At 51.2% G+C, this 15,670-nt stretch carries 12 protein-coding genes; 2 read left to right on the forward strand and 10 right to left on the reverse strand.

Annotated features, from left to right (window positions below; translation table 11 throughout):
• The first annotated feature begins 260 nt into the window (after positions 1-260).
• On the forward strand, positions 261-1,601 hold the full coding sequence (locus JR338_09890; GenBank protein ID QRN82722.1) for a response regulator SirA: 1,341 nt from the start codon (positions 261-263) through the stop codon (positions 1,599-1,601).
• 257 nt (positions 1,602-1,858) lie between these two features.
• A complete protein-coding gene (locus tag JR338_09895) occupies positions 1,859-3,589 on the forward strand; it encodes an ATP-dependent helicase (GenBank protein ID QRN82723.1) in 1,731 nt (576 codons plus the stop codon).
• A gap of 308 nt (positions 3,590-3,897) precedes the next feature.
• Here JR338_09895 and JR338_09900 read toward each other — a convergent pair whose 3' ends face one another.
• From JR338_09900 to radA, 10 genes are all read right to left on the reverse strand, one after another.
• Positions 3,898-4,230: a cupin domain-containing protein gene (locus JR338_09900; GenBank protein QRN82724.1), complete on the reverse strand. Its 333-nt coding sequence runs from the start codon at positions 4,228-4,230 to the stop codon at positions 3,898-3,900.
• A gap of 27 nt (positions 4,231-4,257) precedes the next feature.
• Positions 4,258-5,931, reverse strand: a complete 1,674-nt coding sequence (hcp, locus tag JR338_09905; protein ID QRN84414.1) for a hydroxylamine reductase — start codon at positions 5,929-5,931, stop codon at positions 4,258-4,260.
• Positions 5,932-6,443: 512 nt separating this feature from the next.
• A complete protein-coding gene (locus JR338_09910; GenBank protein ID QRN82725.1) occupies positions 6,444-8,996 on the reverse strand; it encodes a hypothetical protein in 2,553 nt (850 codons plus the stop codon).
• Positions 8,997-9,057: 61 nt separating this feature from the next.
• Complete coding sequence (gene glmM, locus JR338_09915) at positions 9,058-10,533, reverse strand: phosphoglucosamine mutase (GenBank protein QRN82726.1); 1,476 nt, start codon at positions 10,531-10,533, stop codon at positions 9,058-9,060.
• A 92-nt stretch (positions 10,534-10,625) separates the two neighbouring features.
• Complete coding sequence (locus JR338_09920) at positions 10,626-11,528, reverse strand: endonuclease/exonuclease/phosphatase family protein (protein QRN82727.1); 903 nt, start codon at positions 11,526-11,528, stop codon at positions 10,626-10,628.
• A gap of 138 nt (positions 11,529-11,666) precedes the next feature.
• A complete protein-coding gene (locus tag JR338_09925) occupies positions 11,667-11,837 on the reverse strand; it encodes a hypothetical protein (GenBank protein QRN82728.1) in 171 nt (56 codons plus the stop codon).
• A 220-nt stretch (positions 11,838-12,057) separates the two neighbouring features.
• Positions 12,058-12,612: a 2'-5' RNA ligase family protein gene (locus JR338_09930; protein ID QRN82729.1), complete on the reverse strand. Its 555-nt coding sequence runs from the start codon at positions 12,610-12,612 to the stop codon at positions 12,058-12,060.
• A 9-nt stretch (positions 12,613-12,621) separates the two neighbouring features.
• Positions 12,622-13,641, reverse strand: coding sequence for a DNA polymerase III subunit delta (holA, locus tag JR338_09935; GenBank protein QRN82730.1), 1,020 nt, complete (start codon positions 13,639-13,641; stop codon positions 12,622-12,624).
• A gap of 10 nt (positions 13,642-13,651) precedes the next feature.
• The gene (locus JR338_09940; protein ID QRN82731.1) at positions 13,652-14,164 is read right to left on the reverse strand and encodes a hypothetical protein; all 513 of its coding nucleotides are present in this window, start codon (positions 14,162-14,164) and stop codon (positions 13,652-13,654) included.
• Positions 14,165-14,272: 108 nt separating this feature from the next.
• Positions 14,273-15,670, reverse strand: coding sequence for a DNA repair protein RadA (gene radA / locus JR338_09945; GenBank protein ID QRN82732.1), 1,398 nt, complete (start codon positions 15,668-15,670; stop codon positions 14,273-14,275).

Raw genomic sequence — 15,670 nt, forward strand, 5'->3', positions numbered from 1 at the left:
ATTACGCCCGGAAATCTACATCCAGACGGCGTACGAGGGTGAAAGGTTCCTAAACGTAAGGGGAAAAATGAGTTGATTAAATACTCTTACCTGTATTCAGCATAGCACACGGAAGAATGCAAAGTCAATCCAAATTTACTATCTTAATGAAACGCTTACAGTGGCTGGTTTTGAACCGAGTTGGTACTTTCTTTAACATTCGTTATAATTAATTGAACGGAAACCTGACTTTTTCCTGGTATTTTTCGAAAGGAGCGAAAATGTCCGAAATTAAATCGGTCGTCAAGCGGGATGGGTCGGTTGTAGATTTCACCCCCCAAAGGATCACCAATGCCATTTACCGTGCCGCGGTAGCTGTTGGCGGGCGAGATAAAGCCACAGCACAACAGCTCTCCGATGAGGTTGTGCGGGTCTTGGAAGAGAATACCCCTCCCGGTGAGATTCCCACAGTAGAACAAATTCAGGATACGGTTGAAAAGGTCCTGATCGAACAAGGCCATGCCCGGGTGGCCAAGGCCTATATCCTCTACCGGGCGGAGCGGGCCCAGCTGCGTGAACAGCGGGCGGACCGGCGTTCCAAGCCGTCCAGCAACATCCCCTGGTCCAAGCTCTGGCGGGTGTTGGATTGGGCAGTGGATCATAACGTCCAATCGGTGGAGCACCTCAATGAGCGCATCAGAAAGGGTGAAGTCTCCCAGATCGTGGCGGAGTCGGAAGCCTTCTATAACGAAGATGTGGAAAACGCCGCCAACCTGGCCGCCCAGCGGAAGGAAGACCTGCGGATGGTGATCATCGCTGGGCCGTCTTCTTCGGGCAAGACCACCACGACCATCAAGATGGGTGAGCGGCTGGCACGCTATAACATGCGGCTGGTCACGCTGAATGTGGATAATTACTTTTTCGACCTGGAGATGCACCCCAAGGATGAGTTTGGGGATTATGACTTTGAGACGCCCCAGGCGTTGGATTTGGAACTGATCAATCAGCACCTGAACCGCATGTTCGACGGCGAAGAGGTGTTGATCCCCTTCTATGACTTCAAGACCGGCACCCGTCATCTGGACCAGACCCCCATGAAGCTGGAGCCGAATGACGTGATCCTGATCGACAGCCTCCACGGGCTCTATCCCGATATGACCAAGGATATTGCCCCGGAGCGGATCTTCCGGCTCTATATTGAACCCTTATTACAGCTCAAGGACCCGGATGGGCATTATGTCCGCTGGACGGATATCCGTCTGATCCGTCGGATGCTGAGGGATCAGGCCCACCGGGCTTATGACCCAACCAAGACCCTGCTGCACTGGCACTATGTTCGCTCCAGTGAGCTGCGCAACATCATCCCCTACGTGAACACCACGGATTACATCGTCAACAGCGGCATGCCCTATGAAATGCCGATGTATAAGGCGAAGCTGTTCCCGGAGTTCAAGCGCTGGACCGAAGAATACGCGGATGACCCGCTGCGCAAGGATGCCTTTGAACGAGCCAGCCGGGTCTATCAGCTGATGCAGTCCCTGGACGCCATCGAGGATGATACGGTCGTGCCGGAAAACTCTGTGATCCGCGAGTTCATCGGCGGGAGCATTTACGAGTATTGATCGTTTGAGAAGTTGGAATAAATAACAGGAGGCTGTCCCTTACTTTTGGGGCAACCTCTTTTTTATTGTTTTCACTTCTAGCATTATGTAGACCGTCACATGCGCTGCGCAGCATCTGACCTGTGTCTGATACTCGATTTTTTTGGTAATGAGCTACCTCCGTGAAGGTAATGGTTAGATTCTATTCGCTCCCAAATCCTGGCACAAAACTTAAGTGCTATACTTCTATATTAAGAATCAATTCTTTAAAGTGGGATATGATGGATAATTTCTTTATAGATCAAGCAGAAAAAAGAGCTGAATATCTACAGTTAATCCTTGACTCTGATTCGCGAAAGAAGATTATTGTCGCTGGTCCGGGAACAGGGAAGACTTATACTTTTAAACAAGTCTTTTTGAATACAGGCTCGACGAATAATCTTGCATTGACTTTCATCCGAAAATTAGTAAATGATATGGATGATGATTTTGGAGATCTCGCAGAAGTAAAAACATTCCACGCTTTTTGTAAAAAATTGCTTCATGAAAAGGAAGGTGGATTTGAGCTTTTTCCATTTCTTGAGCAACTAATTGAAGAAGACTCGGATTTATTGGGATTTTCCTACTCTAATTTTTCAAATCATTTTCAATTGCTCAACGAAGATTCTCAACAAATATCCTTTTATATTACTCGTGGAAACTATTATAATGCGGTTAGTTTCAATGATTCCGTCTATCGAGTGTTAAAGATCTCAGAAACAGATCCGGATTTTATTCCAAAATATGATCAGATAGTTATTGATGAGTTTCAGGATTTTAATCCCTTAGAGGTTTCTTTTATTAATTTACTGGAAAAGAACAATAAGGTGTTGATAACTGGCGATGATGATCAAGCCGTATATGCGCTAAGGAATTCTTCTTCTGAACATATAAGAGATAAATATTATTCGGGTGATTATGACAAATTTGAGTTACCTTTCTGTAGTCGATGCCCAAAAGTTGTAGTTGATGCTACATCAAGTTTCATTAAATCAGTCATTGATTGCGGCGGTCTTCAATCACGAATTAATCGGAAATTTTATCCTTATCTTGAAGGTAATGAGTCTGTAAATTCGCGATATCCAAAAATTGTTACTGCTGAAATATCTACTATTTCTGTTATGGGAAATTTTATTAAAGCTGCAATTGAAAAAATCCCAGATGATGAGATACAAGAAGCTAATGAAGAAGGCAATCCTTGTGTATTAATCGTCGGCAAGCGACAATATCTAAATCCAATTTACAAAAAACTATCGAAAAACTTTTCAAATTTAATTTATTCTCCTTCGGAAGAAATTAATTACACGCTCTTAGATGCTTACAAGGTAATAATCAGGAAACCCGAATCAAATATTGGTTGGAGAATTATTGCATCAATAATGCTTGATCAAGATGAGTTGGAAAGTGTTATAGAGAGAAGTAGAGATTTTACACCGATGATTAACCTTCTTCCAGCTGACATCGTAAATTTAAATGTATCAATTCTTGAATTACTAAAAAGTGAATCACTAGATCTGGACATATTAAACGATAAGATTGAAGGTATTAATGAAGATTTTAATCCCATTATTAACTACTTTTATCCACCAGAAGCAGAAGACGAATTAGAGGATGAATCGGCCCCTGATAATTCGGAACCATTGATAATGTTTACTTCCTTTGAGGGATGTAAGGGCCTGTCGGCTTCCCATGTTTTTATTGTCGGTCTAAATAAGGGTATTGTTCCAAAAGTTAATGAAGTAGAGGGTGTCTCTGATATTGAATATTCAAAATTTATTGTTGCAATGACAAGGACGAGAAAATTATTATATCTTCTTTCCAATAGGTATGATTATAATCCAAGAAAAGGTCGAAATTATGTATCTCCTTTCATTAATTTAATTCCTAATGTTCTTAAAACCCCAATCGAGTATATAAAATCTTCAAAAATAATGGATTTTCTAAACCACATAAATGAAAATTTATCCTAATTATTTAAATTAATCATCCGTGACTCGCTATGTTGTATCTCGTATTGACTTGGTATTATTTCCGTGAAGTCACCGATTTTTCACCAATTCGTCACTATACAGGTAAACATGTTAACACTTGTGCAATTAAATATAAAAACCCCGGAGAGACAGTCCGGGGTTTTTTGATGGGAACGACTTCCCTAAAATGTTACTTCAGCGCATCCAGCCACTTTTGGGCGATCTTGCGGTTGCGGTTTTCCAAAATCTGCATAGTCTGCACCCGTTTATCACAAACATTGGCCAGGTTTGCAATTTTAGAAACAAATTCATTTTTGTTTGAAGGTGCTGGGAGCAGGGGCTTTCACTACGATTAACTCCAACAGCTCTTCATTGAGATTCCTGACGTCCATCCGGGTTTTGAAGGGGATTTTTAGCAGACTTCCGGAGGCATAGGTAAGGACCTCCTGGTCATCCAATCCGATTGAAAGGGTCCCTTTGAGAACGGTCATATAGACATTCGAGTTTGAAATATGGATTGGCAAACCTTCGTCCTTAGCAAAACGCATATGAATATAATCCAGATTATCGTCTTGAATAACCTTGTCGACCTTTTTATCGCTGTTTAGATTTAGATCGAATACTTCTTCAATTTTCGCCATGTGACCACCTTATTTTTTATTAATCAATTAATTCCCAGCCATCATTGCGGGAACATCGTTTTCTACGCTGTCGATTGGTTTAAGATCAAACTGCTTGACAAGAACTGATCCAACATTGGGTGAGAGGAATGCCGGCAGTGTAGGGCCAAGCCTGATCTTGCGAATCCCTAAGTGCAGCAGAGCAAGGAGCACAATCACAGCTTTCTGCTCATACCAGGCAATATCATAGGAAATCGGGAGGTCATTCACATCATCCACGTTAAGAGCGCCAGCCAGGGCTTGGGCGGTCTTGATTAACGAATAGGAATCATTGCATTGACCAGCATCCAGTACTCTTGGAATGCCACCAATATTCCCCAAGTTCAGTTTGTTGTAGCGATATTTGGCACAACCAGCTGTGAGGATCACTGTATTTTCTGGCAGCGCTTCTGCAACGTCGGTGAAATATTGGCGTGATTTTTGGCGTCCATCACAACCACCCATCACCACAAAACGTTTGATAGCGCCTTTTTGGATAGCGTCAATAATGGTTTCTGCATTTGCCAATACCGTCTGATGAGCAAAGCCAGTGGTGATGGTTTGATCTTCCAAAGGCTCTGGTTCAGGGCAGGTTTTTGCCAGGGCAATAATTTCAGAAAAATCCTTTTGATCACCAGGCTTTCGATCTGGAATATGGGTACAACCGGGATAGCCTGCCATGCCTGTGGTAAAGAAGCGCTCAGTATATTCAGTTTTAGGACGCACAATGCAATTTGTGGTCATCAATATTGGACCGCCAAATTTATCAAATTCCTCACGTTGCTGCCACCAGGAACCGCCATAATTGCCAACAAAATGCTCATATTTTTTAAAATGGGGGTATGCATGTGCCGGAAGCATTTCGCCATGCGTATAAACATTTACGCCCGTTCCCTCGCTCTGTTGAAGTAATTCTTCCAGATCCAACAGATCATGGCCGCTCACCAGAATACCGGGGCCGGGTTTCACACCTAGGTAGACTTGGGTGGGCTCCGGATGACCATAAGCGCCGGTATTGGCTCTATCCAACAGCTCCATTGTCCGCAGGCCCATTTCGCCTGTTTTAAGGACCAGTCCGGTTAGTTCAGCAACAGTCAGACCATTATTTGTTGTCGCTTCAAGCATTTCCTGGATGAAATGGAGTACCTCAGGATCTTTGGCTCCCAATACATAAGCATGATCTACGTACGCCGCAATCCCTTTCAGTCCATAGGTGATCAATTCGCGCAATGACCGAACATCCTCATTGACGCCCGCATCACCCATAACACCCACCTGCGATGCTTTTTCCGATAAAACCTCTACAGTAAAATCGGTAGGTGTCCAGGAAGCCCAATCGGGGCCAGTGCCAGTGCATGGCTTGTTATGCAGTTCATGGCACCGTTGTTGGGCATTTTTTCGAAGGGACTCGCGCCGCTCTACGGCTTCGCGGATCAAAGACGCCATCCGCTGCTCATCAAAATTGGCATTGGTTATCGTGGCGAATAAACCTTCTGCAACAAATAGGTTGGTCTCTTCATGGATCACGTCCATAGACCGACCGCGTGTTCCCCAAAAAGAAATACCTTTCAAGAGATAGACCAACAAATCCTGAAGATTGGCAACTTCAGCGGTCTTTCCACACATTCCCCGGGTGACGCAGCCTTTGTTATTAAAGGTTTCTTGACATTGATAGCAGAACATCTCTGATGACATGAACACTCCTTTTTCAGAACATTAATTTTCAATCCTACTATAACCCACTAATTAGATAAATAATATGACTTAAGTCGTATTATGTAAAGTAATAACGATGTTTTGAAAGGCTGAATGATAACTTATTTTAAAATCGAAATACCCTTGAAGAACATCCTATTTGTTTAACACTTTGGAACAAATAGGGTGTTGATATTTACTATAAGGGGTTAATGAGTTTTCATTGGGGTGGTGTATAAGCGCAAACGACCAGAGTTGCAACTCTGATCGTCTGCTAATTCATCAACCGATATGAGATCGATGAACTAAACAGGATTATACCCGCTTATTAATTATATTGTTGTATAGTACTTAGGATTATTTTCCGAGTCTGTGAGATCAACGGTTCCTCACTGATCCATCTCTTTGCAGGCAAGCTAATCCCCTCTTCTACAATTAAAACATAAAACCCCGGAGAGACAGTCCGGGGTTTTTTAGTGGGGACGAAGGTCCCGTAGTAATTATTTCAGCGCATCCAGCCACTTTTGGGCGATCTTGCGGTTGCGGTTTTCCAAAATCTGCATGTACTGCACCAGTTTATCACAAACATCAGCCAGGGCCCAGTCTTTGGATTGAATGGTCTCAATCACGGCCTGGCGGGTCTTCTCGGTCAGGCGGGTCTGGGTCAGGATATCGACCAGCCGCCAGGATGAGTGAGCTTGGCGGATCTCAACGATGGTCAGGTTTTCCAGCCGGGCCAGCGCAGCGTCCATGATGACGCGTCCCTGGCGGGGATCAACGCTTTCCACATAGATGCGGTTGATCGGCTCCGTGCCGGAAGCGCGCACCCGCAGCTGGTAGCGGTCATCGCCGTTCTTATCCTGCAGCTGCATCTCGGCGACGTCATAGCGGATGCCGCCCAGGTAAGCCAGGTCCATGCCGGCGACTTCAGGGTGCGTTTCCTCTTTGGGCAGGTCAAGGTAATAGCTGATGAAGGCTTCTTTGGCCTCCAGAGGGGCGTCCACGTCGGTGCGGCCGGTATTGGAGGTGGGGTCATCGGGTGAACTGCCGTAGGATTTCCACAGGCCGTCCATCTTGACTGTGTCTTCCCAGATGGCGGAGATGGTGGTCAGCGGGTTTTCCTCGCGGGTGCCAAAATAGGCCAGCATATCCATGATGAGCAGATTGGCCCAGGGGCCGTCCTTGTCGGTCAGGTGGCCGCGGGTGGTCAGCCCGGAGGATTCCTCCCCGCCGATCAGGACGCGGTCCCGCCAGTTAGGTGGGAGCACCTTCTCGGACTGGTAGGCCCGGTCGGTGCGGCGGATTTCTTCGATGTATTTGATCCCCACCGGCACCAGGAAGGCATTCTTGAGCACTCGGTCTTCCCTTGTGCCGATTTTGATATGGTAGAAGGGATGGCTGACATAGCCTGGCAGCGCGCCTTCCGCCGGTTTGTTCTCTTCGTTATTCTTGATCTTTCCGGCCAGGATCTCGATCAATGGGGAGCCGGTCTGGGTGGCGATCACCCGGCCGGTCAGCCCGCGCTCGATACCGAGATACCGGATCAGCATTGGGAGGATCTGGTTAGGACGGAAATAAACGCCGCCCTTATCCACAATGCCGAATCGGTCAGCGTCGGTATCCATCCCCATCCCCAGGTCAGCGTCCAGTTCCTTGACTTTGGCCTTGAGGGGGTTGATGAAGGGTTCTTCCGGGTTGGCATAGTCCAGGCCAGTCAGGTTGGGGTCGCGTTCGGCATGAATCACGGTATAGCGCACCCCGGCTTCCCCGGCCAAACGGGTCATATATCCCCGTCCAGAGCCGTGAAATTCATCGATCACGATCTGCTTATCGGCAAAGAACTTGCGGATGCGGTCGAAATCAATCGGAATGCGGGCATTACCCTTGCCGTTCTTTTTGAGCCAGCTGACGTAATTATCCAGCGGGTCAAAGCCGCGCAGCAGACCGCGTTCCCGGGCATCCACCAGGTCGGCGGTTCGGGCACAGGCATCCACAAGCTGAAGTTCGTTGATGTGGAAAGCTAAGTAGTCGGTCACATTGGAGGGGGCGGGGTAGCCCAGGCGGGGGTTAAACTTGATCCCCTGCCACTCGGGCGGGTTGTGGCTGGCCGTGCAGATCAGCAGCCCGGCGACTTCTTCCGCGGGGAGGTAATCCGTCAGGTAGTAGACCACGGCGGGTGTGGGGGTGTCACGGCTGGCGAAGTCCACTGGGAAGCCATTTGCCAGGCAGACCTCCGCAGTCCATTCCGCCACCCGGTCGGCATTCCGGCGGGTGTCGTAACCGATCACGATCCGTTTACCGGCCAGGTTTTCGTGGCCCACAAAATCGGGCACATCGGTGTCATTCAGGAAGTCACAAACGGCTTGCACCACCTGGCGCGCCCGGCGTTCGGTGAAGTCGGCGTCCCAGCGGCCGCGCACACCGGAGGTGCCAAAGCGCAGGTACTTGCGGTCATAGATCATCCGCAACAGGCCCAGCGTGTGATGGTCACCCACCAGGCGGGGATCGAGGGTCCGGAGGCGGAAACTGTAAAGCCGCTCATAGATATTGGCGATCTGGACCACGCGGAAAGGCATCCAGCGGTCAGGGTCCAGTTCGAAGTCCATGCTGTCCAGCAGGGGGAGAATTTCGTAGTTGATGGCTTCCCGCAGACTGTCAAAAACCGGGGCGGCCAGATATTTCTTCGCCAGGGCGATGGCACATTGCCGGAGCTTTCCGGTGGCGGGGATATATTCCTGGTCGATGATGGCGCGTTTATGGGTGCCGACCTCATCTTTGGGCTTGAACTGTTCCAGCCTATATTGGGTGCCGATTGCGATCAGGGTCAGCAGCATGCTGAAGGCCCGTGAGGAATTGGCATGATCCTGGGCCAGCAGCTCAGGATATGAGAGCAGTTTCTCATCCAGCACATCTAAGAAGGCCTGCATGTTCGCGATGGCGGGTTCCCAGCTTGTTTTGTCTTCAGCGATAATCAAAGCCCGGTTAAGTGCGTTAAATTTTGCGCCGAATTCCGGGATCTCCAGTGTGTCTAATTTCGGTGAGAGAGAGGTCATAAAGTTCTCCTTGGGTTTCCAAAGGTTCGTGTGAGTGTCATTTTACCTGACAGGTGCGGGTTTAGTTGTCCCGTTTGACCAGGCCGCCGCGGGTCACATTGAGCACTTCCAGGAAGCTGCCTTCGGGGGTGCCGGTGGCGGATTGGACGGCTTCGCAAAGCGCAAAGGCTTGCTGGGCCAGCTCCGTCTCGGTGTGGCGGGTGTCGGCTTCCAGCATCAGGCGGACTTTAGGCTCTGTGCCGGAAAAGCGCAGGTTCAGGCGAGTCAGCCCGACAAGTTCGGTCTGGATTTGTTGTTTTATCGCCTGAACTTCAGACAGGGTTTCCAGATCGAGCTTCTCGGCCACGCGGGCGGAAGCGATCACCTGGGGATATTTATGGATGCTCTCGGCCAGGCTGGCGAGGGTCTCCGCGCTGCTGGCAAGGAAGGCCCGGATCAAATAGATAGCAGACCGGATGCCGTCACCAGTGGCATGGGTTTCATCCATCAGAATGACATGCCCCGATTGCTCGCCGCCCAGCCCAACTTTGCCGGGTTCGGGTTCTTCGTCCATCAACTGCTGCAGTTCAGCCATCACATATTTATCGCCCACGGGGGTCTCTATGAACTTAATCTCCCGATCGGCGAAGTAATTGACCAGGGCGCCGTTGCGCATGGTCGTGCTGACAACGGTATCGCCCAACAGGCGTCCCTGAGATTTCAGGTCATCGGCCAGGATCGCCAGCATATGATCGCCATCCACTAAGTTACCCGCTTCATCTACGAAGATCACCCGGTCGGCATCGCCATCGAAGACGATCCCAAAATTAGCCTGGTGGGCATGGATCAGGTCGGTCAGGTTCTGCGGCTCGCGGCGGACGTGTTCGGAACCAGCCAGTTCGTTGATGTTTGCGCCGGTGGGCGAGGCGTTGATCACAACGACGTCCGCACCCAGGCGGGAAAACACCTCCGGGGCATACCAGGAGGCTGCACCATTAGCGCAATCCAAAGCCAGTTTGATGCCGGAAAGGTCCAGGTCAGGGTGTTCGCCTACCAGGTCCTCAACATAAAGCTCCCGCAGGTCATTGCCATCAATTTGGCGTCCGAAATGCCGGGCTTCCGCCTCGCTAAGGTCCAGGGGGGCATCCAGCAGGGCTTCAATTGCCAATTCGATCTCAGGGTTGAGTTTGTGTCCTTCGGCGTTGAAGAACTTGATCCCGTTTTCATTCACGGGGTTATGGGATGCAGAGATCACGACCCCGGCGGTGGCGTTGATCTTGCCGATCATGAAGGCCACGCCAGGTGTGGTGATCACACCCAGGTCAATCACCGTAGCGCCGCCGGCCAGCAGCCCGGCAGTGAGTGCACTTTGCAGCATCTGGCCTGAACCGCGGGTGTCACGACCGATCACGAAGGTGGGGTGGGAGGTGGTCTGTGAAAGGACGACCCCGGCTGCATAGCCCAGCCGGGTCGCAAACTCGGGCACCATCGGGGATTGCCCCACGTGGCCGCGCACCCCGTCGGTTCCAAAGTATTTCCGTTTTTGATTGTTTGCCATATTCTGGCACACTCCTATCTTTCTCGTTCAATGGTCTTTCAAAAAGAAAACTGTCCTGAAAGGTCACTTTCAGGTCAGCTTCTTGAATTGTCTTATTTTATCTGCAAATCCGCCACCACTGGCAGGTGATCGGAGGCCCGTTTCGCCAGCTCACTCGTTTCGATCCGGCAGGAATAGTCGATCAGCCGCTCACGGGGGTAGAAAAAGATATGGTCAATGGCCTCTTTCAGCCCAGGGTGGGTCGGTCCTTCAATATCAGGTACCAGGCGGATGAACCCTTGCTCAGATTTCAGTAGTTGCTTGATTCCGAATTCATCCTTGAAGGCGTTGAAATCACCTGCCAGGATCAGAGGTTGTTCCCTTTCGAGAATATGTACCCGCACCAGGTCAAGAATCCGCTGAACTTGCTCGTAGCGCATCAGGTGGGATTGTTCGATCTTCTTGCGGGAGGATTTCGGATTGCGCTCACCGACCAGTGTGGTCAGGTGCAGCGAGGTGATGAAGGGGAAGGGCGGCACTTTCAACCTTCCGAGGAGGGCGAAGCGTGGTTCGGTGTCGCGGGTGCCTTCATAGGAGGGTGGCATATAGAGCGGAATGTTCCGGGGCACGCCACCCTTTTCGAGATCTCCCAGGCGGGAGAAGGGGGTGCGTGCATGGATGGTGTTGCCCTTGGACCAGTTCCACCAGTCATTGAAGATTCCCCTGACCATGATGTCTTTCTTCACCTGCAGATGAGCTTCCATCGAGACAGTCTTGCCATAATGGGAGGCGGTGTAGTCACCGGCTTCATTAATGGCTTCCAATGGGCTGTGGGTTGCACCGTCAGCGTCCACATATTGGGCAACTTCCTGCAGGCAGAGCACATCGGCATTCATTTGTTTGATCAGCAGCATCAGGGCATCCTGACGGGCTTGAATGGTGTCATTGGGGATAGGCTCATAGGTCTTTTCACCGCCGCTGATATTAAGCGTGGCGATTCGGAAATCCAGACTCATAATAATGCCCCCCAGCCGGTCCCAATTTGGTCATTTATATCCATTTGTGGTTTCATAGCCCCCATATTATACCAATGAAGGGGGGTGGTGTCGTGGAACGGTGGATGAGGGGGAAAGTGCCACCATATCAGAATGTAATTAGATAGATTTGCCGTAGGGGCGGGTCTCTGTGCCCGCCCCCTCACGTGATCGCTGGATGAGAGAAAATTTCACCTCATCAGTCTGCTCCGCAGACAGCTTCCCATCAAGGAGTGCAGCGACGAAGTCCTCTTTGAGGGCGAGGGGAAGCCTTAATTGAATGTAGGTCATGTGCCGCGAAGCGCACGTGACAAAGATTTGTAGGGTGCGCTCCGAAGTTGAGCGCACCAATTTACCAGCCGGCCGAGAGGATTTGAGTGATTAGGAAATGAGTGGTGGGTTCAAGAACAGAACCCACCCTACGGATTCAAATAGGTCACTTATCGTACAATGTACGTGATAAAGCTATATCCGTGAAAAACGTTTTATAAAAAAGGGGATAAACAGAAAACTACAACTCTTCCAGTCCTTGCAGCAGCACATTCAACTGCAACTCGCCCACCTGACCCCCCGGTTCATGGATGTAGCAGATGTTATTGACGTCCATTTCCCACTGATAGGACTCCTGCGCCTCCAGCCAGGCACGCACGTCGGGGAGTTGTTCCGATGTCAAGTCGCCGTAGGCCAGGCTGATGTGGGGCTGCCAGTTTTCCGCATTGTAATAGGGGCTCAAGTCCGTGCTGATAGGCAGTAGGCGTTCCCAAAGCTGTTTATGCAGGGCATCCAGAATGGGGTTTCGCAATACCTTGATGAAAAGGACAGGCACCGGTGCCGGGAAGAGGCCAATGCCATCGGTCTGCACTTTGAAAATCGGCGTTTCCAGAGCGGTCTCAGCCAGAGCCCAATCCATCGCGGGGCGTTCGTATTCTTCAGCAATGTTCCAGGAGAAATGGGGATAAGGGGTGACGCGGATACCCTTCAGCCCGAAGTTTTCCTCCAGACCTTCCCAGAGGGTTTCCACCTGGGCATAAAAGGGTTCAGGCAATAGGGTGACCAGACCGTGCATTTTTTCTCCTTATCCGGCCAGCCGGGCAATCAGAATATCCAGTGCCAGCCCGACATCCATTCCGCCGGATTTGCCATCCAAGTCAATTTTCAACAGCTGGTGATAGATCGATTCGAGGTCAGGCAGGCTGAAGTGACGGGCCTGGCCGGCAATCTTTTTGGCAACGTAGGGGTGCTGTTTGAGCTGCTGGGCAATCTCCGTCTGGCTGCCACCGGAATCGAGGATTTCCCTGGCCTGGAGCAATAAACGAAACTGACGGACGATCATCCCGAAAAGGGGCAGAGGGTCGCTGTCCTCCAGCAGGATATGCAGGGTCTTCACAGCTTCCTGACCATCCCGGTCGCCGATGGCATCTACCATATCGAAGATGCTGGCCTGATGCTCCTGGGCGGTCAATCTAATGACATCATCGTCATCAACTGGACGGGCGTAATTAACATAGGTCAGGAGCTTGGTGATCTCCTGGACGGCGCGTTGGGTGTTATTGCCGACATATTCCACCAGCATGCTCACGGCTGCGGGGGTCAGGCTGCCGCCAAGTTCTGCGGCTTTGGCCCGCACCCACAGGTTCATTTCCGCATCAGTGGGCAGGGCGCAATCCAGGATCATCGCCTGGTCGGTGTGTTGGCCGGTCCACTTGATCAGCCAGTGGTTCTCTTTGAGCGTTTCCCACTTAAATGAGCCTTTACTATATTTTTTCGAATCGGGGATAACCAGCACCAGGGCGGTGGTGGTCGGCAGGGATTCGAGTAAGGCAAGGAAAGCTTCTCGGTCCTTTTCCTTACCGCGACCCGCAAAGGGCTGAATCGCCTCTTCCACAATGACCAGGCGGCGCTCTGTCAGGAAGGGTATTGCCAGGGAAGCTGACCGCAGGTCGTTCAGTGAGGTTGATTTGCCCTCCAAGTGGGAGGTGTTCATCTCGGCCATGTCCGGTTCGCCCAGGCGCGCGCTGAAATCATTCAACCGGGACTCGATCTGTTCCCGGTCATCACCGCGCAGGATGTAAACAGTGGGCTTATCGCTGGCCATTTGAAATGCCTTAACCTTCCGTGATCACCCGGTGCAGCCGCTGACCGGCCCGGAAAGCGGTTTCCACCCGGACCAATTCCAGGCCCTCGGGATCACCGGAGGTTGTGATCTGTTTTTGGACGATGGGGCCCAGCGGTTGGGTCACCACCAGGGCAATGCTCGCCAGAAGCATCATCAGGGGCAGGCGGGAGAGCTTCTTTTTGAATTCTTTCCCCGCGCCCAGGGAGCCTAACCAGGCGGCCAGCCCGGCGAAGGTCCCGGCAACGACGAAATTGGTGCCGCAATTCTTATGGGTGGCCAGCTGGGCCTCTCCGTTGCGCAATTTCTTGAGGGCTTCAATGGCGGCTTCCGCGACGTCTTCTGTGGTCACATTGCCGACAATCGTGAATCCGGCTGGGTCGGAATATCCGGCCAGGGCGACACTGGGGAATTTTTCGCCCAGGATATGCATCGTAGCATGTTCGAGGCCGTGGTTGCGCCGGACACGGGAAATGGGTTTCAGGTCCAGAATGGAATCACTCATAATTTGTCCTTTTCTTTCAATAAGGTCATGGCCCAGCGGTCAAAATGATGCGCTTGGGCTGAGTTTTATTATAAACGGGATTGATTGTGAATCGGGGCGTTTGACAGGTTATTGCACTAGGGCCAGTTTCAGTGCTTCTTTCAGTGAGCGGGCTTCCTGCACTTCAATGCCATCCGGCCAACGCTCTTTATTATGTAAGCGGTGGGGGACGATGGCGGTTTTGAACCCCAGGCTGGCAGCTTCTCGCAATCGGGCATTGATCTGGCCGACCATGCGCAGTTCACCGGAAAGACCCAACTCGCCAATCAGCACCAGGTCCGCTTGGACGGGCTTATCCCACAGGGAAGAGGCGATGGATGCGGCTACAGCCAGGTCTGCGGCGGGTTCGTCAATCCGCAGGCCGCCGACCACATTGGCAAAGATATCCTGCTCCGAAAGACGCAGATTGAGCCGCCGGGAGAGCACAGCCGAGATAAGCAGCAAGCGGTTGAAGTCGATTCCGTTGGCTGTCCGGCGGGGATTGCCGAAATTGGTGTGGCTGGTCAGTCCCTGGATTTCCACCAGCAGGGGACGGGTGCCTTCCATGGTGACCGCGATGGCTGAGCCGGGAGCGTTGGTCATCCGCTCTGCCAGGAAAGCCTCCGAAGGGTTGGAGACTTCGATCATGCCGCGCTCGTGCATCTCAAATACGCCCACTTCGGAAGTTGCACCAAAGCGGTTCTTGACCGATCGCAGCAGGCGGTAGGCCTGGAAGTGGTCACCTTCCAAATAGAGCACAGTATCCACAATATGTTCCAGTACCCGCGGTCCGGCGATCACGCCCTGTTTGGTGACATGGCCGATCACGAAAACGGCAATGCCGGAGGTCTTGGCCAGCTCACGCAGCTTGGAGGCGCTTTCCCGCACCTGCGAAACCGACCCGGCGCTGGATTCCAGGTCCGGTCGGTAGATGGTTTGGATGGAATCGACCACCAGCAGGCGGGGCCGGATAGCCTGCACATGCTGGAGGATCATATCGAGGTTGGTTTCGGTGACCAGGTATAGGGCATCGGGGAGTTCTCCGGATTGGCCTTGCTCACCCCGTAATAACCGCAGGGCGCGCATTTTGATCTGGCGCTCGGATTCCTCACCGGAAACATAGAGTACCGTGTTGCCACCCGCCATCTGCATGGTCATTTGCAGCATCAGGGTGGACTTTCCGATCCCGGGGTCACCGCCAATCAGCACAATGGAGCCAGGTACGACACCGCCGCCCAGCACACGGGAAAATTCCTCGATCGGCACCGAGATGCGTTCTTCACTGTCCCCATCAATTTCGTTAAGGCGTTTGGGCGTTGAAAATCCGCCCAGGCCAGGCAGAACCTGACTCAGGGCGGATTTGGATTCATCTACAACGATCTCTTCGACCATGCTGTCCCATGCACCGCATTGCGGACAGCGACCCAGCGCTTTAGGTGCGGTTCGGCCGCATTCCTGACAGACGTAACGGGTCTTGGCCTTTGCCAT

Source organism: Chloroflexota bacterium, from assembly GCA_016887485.1.
In the GTDB taxonomy this organism is placed as follows: domain Bacteria; phylum Chloroflexota; class Anaerolineae; order Anaerolineales; family Anaerolineaceae; genus Brevifilum.